General features: G+C 60.6%; 3 protein-coding genes and 1 pseudogene. 1 reads left to right on the top strand and 3 read right to left on the bottom strand.

What is annotated here, in order from left to right:
* Positions 1-197: 197 nt before the first annotated feature.
* The 3 genes from AC1DH9_RS24895 to AC1DH9_RS24885 form a co-directional block, all read right to left on the bottom strand.
* Positions 198-1,442 carry a lipoprotein-releasing ABC transporter permease subunit gene (locus AC1DH9_RS24895; protein WP_427544213.1) on the bottom strand — a complete coding sequence of 415 codons (1,245 nt, stop codon included), beginning with the start codon at positions 1,440-1,442 and terminating at the stop codon, positions 198-200.
* A 66-nt stretch (positions 1,443-1,508) separates the two neighbouring features.
* Positions 1,509-2,192: a lipoprotein-releasing ABC transporter ATP-binding protein LolD gene (gene lolD, locus AC1DH9_RS24890; protein WP_173859959.1), complete on the bottom strand. Its 684-nt coding sequence runs from the start codon at positions 2,190-2,192 to the stop codon at positions 1,509-1,511.
* 7 nt (positions 2,193-2,199) lie between these two features.
* On the bottom strand, positions 2,200-3,450 hold the full coding sequence (locus AC1DH9_RS24885) for a lipoprotein-releasing ABC transporter permease subunit (RefSeq protein WP_054593170.1): 1,251 nt from the start codon (positions 3,448-3,450) through the stop codon (positions 2,200-2,202).
* Positions 3,451-3,544: 94 nt separating this feature from the next.
* On the opposite strand from AC1DH9_RS24885, the pseudogene AC1DH9_RS24880 reads away from it, so the two are divergent.
* A pseudogene (locus tag AC1DH9_RS24880) lies at positions 3,545-3,690 on the top strand (PilZ domain-containing protein); the annotation flags it as partial.

Below are 3,690 nucleotides of genomic sequence, written 5' to 3'. Positions count from 1 at the left end.
TTGCGAGTCAGGCCAGGGGTGGACACGGTTTTWAATGGCGTTGCCGAAGGGGGTTTGAGGCCAGACTGGCTGGCCCCATCGCGAGCAGGCTCGCTCCCACATTGGACCTGTGTTAGCCGCAAATTAGCGGTTCAACTCGGTCACCTGTGGGAGCGAGCTTGCTCCGGGCGGCGATCCAACGATAGCGGTGTAACGACTTACGAATAGCGCAACGCGGTCGCCGGTTCGATCTTCGCAGCGCGCCAGGCCGGGTATACCGTGGCCAGGAAGCTCATGATGAAGCCCGCCGAGCAGATCAGCAGCACGTCACCGCCCTGCAATTCCGACGGCAAGTTGCTGACGAAGTACACGTCGGAACTGAAGATATGCTGACCCGTCACGCGCTCCAGCCAACCGACCATCTCACTCACGTTCAACGCTGCGATCACCCCGAGGACGCCGCCAATCAGCGTGCCGACGACACCGATCACCGTGCCCTGAACCATGAAGATCGCCATGATCTGCCGAGGCGTGGCGCCGATGGTCCGCAGGATCGCGATGTCCGCGCCCTTGTCGTTCACCACCATGATCAAGGTGGCGATGATGTTGAACGCAGCGACCGCCACGATCATCAGCAGCAACAGGCCGATCATGGTTTTTTCCATTTTCATGGCGCTGAACAGACTGCCTTGAGTGTGGGTCCAGTCATCGGCCTTGAAATCAACGCCCAGGCCGCCAGCGATGTCTGACGAGACCTTCGGTGCGGCGTACAAGTCTTTCACCGCCAGGCGCACGCTTTGCACCTGATTCGGTTCCCAATGCTGCATTTGCGCCGCATCGGCAACGTGGATCAGCGCCATCGAGCCGTCGAGTTCGGCACCGACCTTGAACACGCCAACCACGTTCAGCCGCTGCATGCGCGGGGTGATACCACCCGGTGCGGTGCTGACTTCCGGCACGATCAGGGTGATTTTGTCGCCGACGTTCAAGCGGAAGCGGCGTGCGGTGATTTCACCGACCACCACCCCGAACTCGCCTGGCTTCAAGTCGTCCAGACGTCCCTGCACGATGTGCTGGGCGACGATGGAGACTTTGCCTTCCTGTGCCGGATCAACGCCGCTGATCTGGATCGGCTGCATCGAGCCCTTGTAGGACAGCATGCCTTCCATCTCGGTGAATGGTACGGCGGCGGTCACTTCAGGGTTCTTCATCGCGGCGGCCGCGACAGGCTGCCAATCGTCGATCGGCTTGACGCCAACGATGGTTGCGTGGGGCACCATGCCGAGGATGCGCGAGCTCATTTCGCGCTGGAAGCCGTTCATCACCGACAACACCACGATCATCGCCAGCACGCCCAGGGCGAGGCCGATCATCGAGGTCATCGAGATAAACGAAACAAAGCGATTGCGGCGCTTGGCGCGGGTATAGCGCGTGCCGATAAAGATCGATAACGGTCTGAACATTCGCTGGGGCACCGTATAAAAATAAAAGACCCGACACGCTTTTCAGTCGTGCCGGGTTTAGGCCAATCAGATGGGAGTGAGGCGACCTTCCTGCAGGTGCAGGACGCGATCCATCTGGCGGGCCAGGTTCATGTCGTGGGTCACCACCAGGAACGCGGTGCGCATCGACGTGCTGAGTTCCAGCATCAGGTCCTGAATGCCCTGGGCGGTATGGGAGTCGAGGTTACCGGTCGGCTCATCGAGCATCACCAGCCCTGGCTTGTTCACCAACGCGCGGGCGATGGCCACGCGCTGGCGTTCACCACCGGACAGTTCGGCCGGTTTGTGCTCCAGACGATGGCCCAGCCCTACCCGTTCCAGCAAGGCCGTGGCGCGCTGACGGGCTTCCGGGATCGCGGTGCGGCCGATCAACAGCGGCATGCAGACGTTTTCCAGCGCGGTGAACTCGGGCAGCAAGTGGTGGAACTGGTAAACGAAGCCCAGCGAGCGGTTACGCAACAGGCCACGGGCCTTTTCGTTGAGCGCCGACAGCTCTTCACCGGCCAGCCATACACTGCCTTTGGTTGGCGTATCGAGGCCGCCGAGCAGGTTGAGCAAGGTACTTTTACCGGAACCGGAGGTACCGACAATCGCCACGCGCTCACCCGGGTGCAGCTCAAGCTGCAAACCGGACAACACCACTACCGATTCCGGGCCTTCCTCGTAGGCTTTACCCAGGTCGCGGCAACTCAAGACTGCTTTAGTACTCATACCCAAATCACTCATAACGTAGCGCCTCCGCAGGCTGGGTGCGCGCAGCACGCCAGGCTGGATAAAGGGTGGCGAGGAAACTCAGGACCAACGCCGCGCCGCAGACCATCAACACGTCTTCGGCCATCAGTTGCGACGGCAGGTAGTCGATGAAGTACACGTCGGCGTTAAGGAATTTGTGCCCGATCAGGCCTTCGAGGGCGGAAATCGCGGCGCTGACATTCAGTGCGGCGAACATCCCGACCACGGCACCGATCGCCGTGCCGACTACACCGATCACCGTGCCCTGGACCATGAAGATCGCCATGATCTGGCCCGGTGTGGAACCGAGGGTTCGCAGGATTGCGATGTCACCCTTCTTGTCGTTCACCACCATCACCAGCGTGGAAATGATGTTGAACGCGGCCACCGCAACGATCAGCAGCAACAGCAGGCCGATCATGGCTTTTTCCATGCGGATCGCCTGATACAGGTTGCCGTGGGTGCGGGTCCAGTCACGGGCGTAGTAATGGTCTCCGTCCAGGTTCTGCGCAATGTTCCAGGCAGTGCGAGGTGCCTGGAACAAATCGTCGAACTTCAGCCGCAAGCCCTGGACCTGATCCGGCTTCCAGCGATGCAGGCGCGCCAGGTCATCCAGATTGGTCAGCCCCAGGTAGCCGTCCAGCTCACCGGCGCCGACATGGAAAATGCCGACCACGGTAAAGCGCTTCATCCGCGGAAACATCCCGGCCGGGGTCACGGTGACCTCCGGGGCGACGAAGGTCAGCTTGTCGCCGAGACCCACGCCGAGCTTGGTCGCGGCCTTGTCACCGATCACGATGCCGAAGCTGCCCGGCGACAGGTCGTCGAGTTTGCCCTGCGTCATGAAGTTGTCGATGATCGAGACTTTGCGCTCCTGGTCCGGGTCGACTGCATTGAGCAGGACTTTCTGCACCTGGCCGTTGTTGGTCAGCAAACCCTGCATCTGGGTGAACGGCGCAACCGCCACCACCTGCGGGTTCTGCTGGACCTTGGCCGCCAGGCTTTGCCAGTCGCTGATGGGCTCGCCGGACTCGATGGTCGCGTGGGGCACCATGCCCAGCACACGGGTGCGCATCTCATGATCGAAACCGTTCATGACCGATAACACCACAATCATCACGACGACGCCGAGGGCGAGTCCGATCATCGAGGTCAACGAAATGAACGACACAAAATGATTGCGACGCTTTGCACGGGTATAACGCGTGCCGATAAATACGAAGAGAGGTCTGAACATGTCGGGGCTTGTTCGGAGGGAAAAGGAACGTCCTTGTGGCGGGGGTCGATAACCAGCTTTACACTCAGACCACCGCCGCTACCATGGGTTCGCCATGTCGACATTAGATGAAGAAGATCGCCGCGAATACTACCGTATCGAGGACACGATCGCACTGGAAATTCGGCCCCTGTCTGCCCTCGAAGCGGCAGGTCAGGAAGTGTTGCAGGATGCTTCCCCGCTGTTCAACCTGCTCAGCGA

It is taken from the genome of Pseudomonas sp. 05T35, assembly GCF_056396605.1.
This window is presented reverse-complemented; position numbering and strand designations above follow the sequence as displayed.

Coding starts and splice junctions, on each gene's coding strand:
- AC1DH9_RS24885 (WP_054593170.1), bottom strand. CDS start 3,450: ATGTTCAGACCTCTCTTCGTATTTATCGGCACGCGTTATACCCGTGCA.
- AC1DH9_RS24895 (WP_427544213.1), bottom strand. CDS start 1,442: ATGTTCAGACCGTTATCGATCTTTATCGGCACGCGCTATACCCGCGCC.
- lolD (WP_173859959.1), bottom strand. CDS start 2,192: ATGAGTACTAAAGCAGTCTTGAGTTGCCGCGACCTGGGTAAAGCCTAC.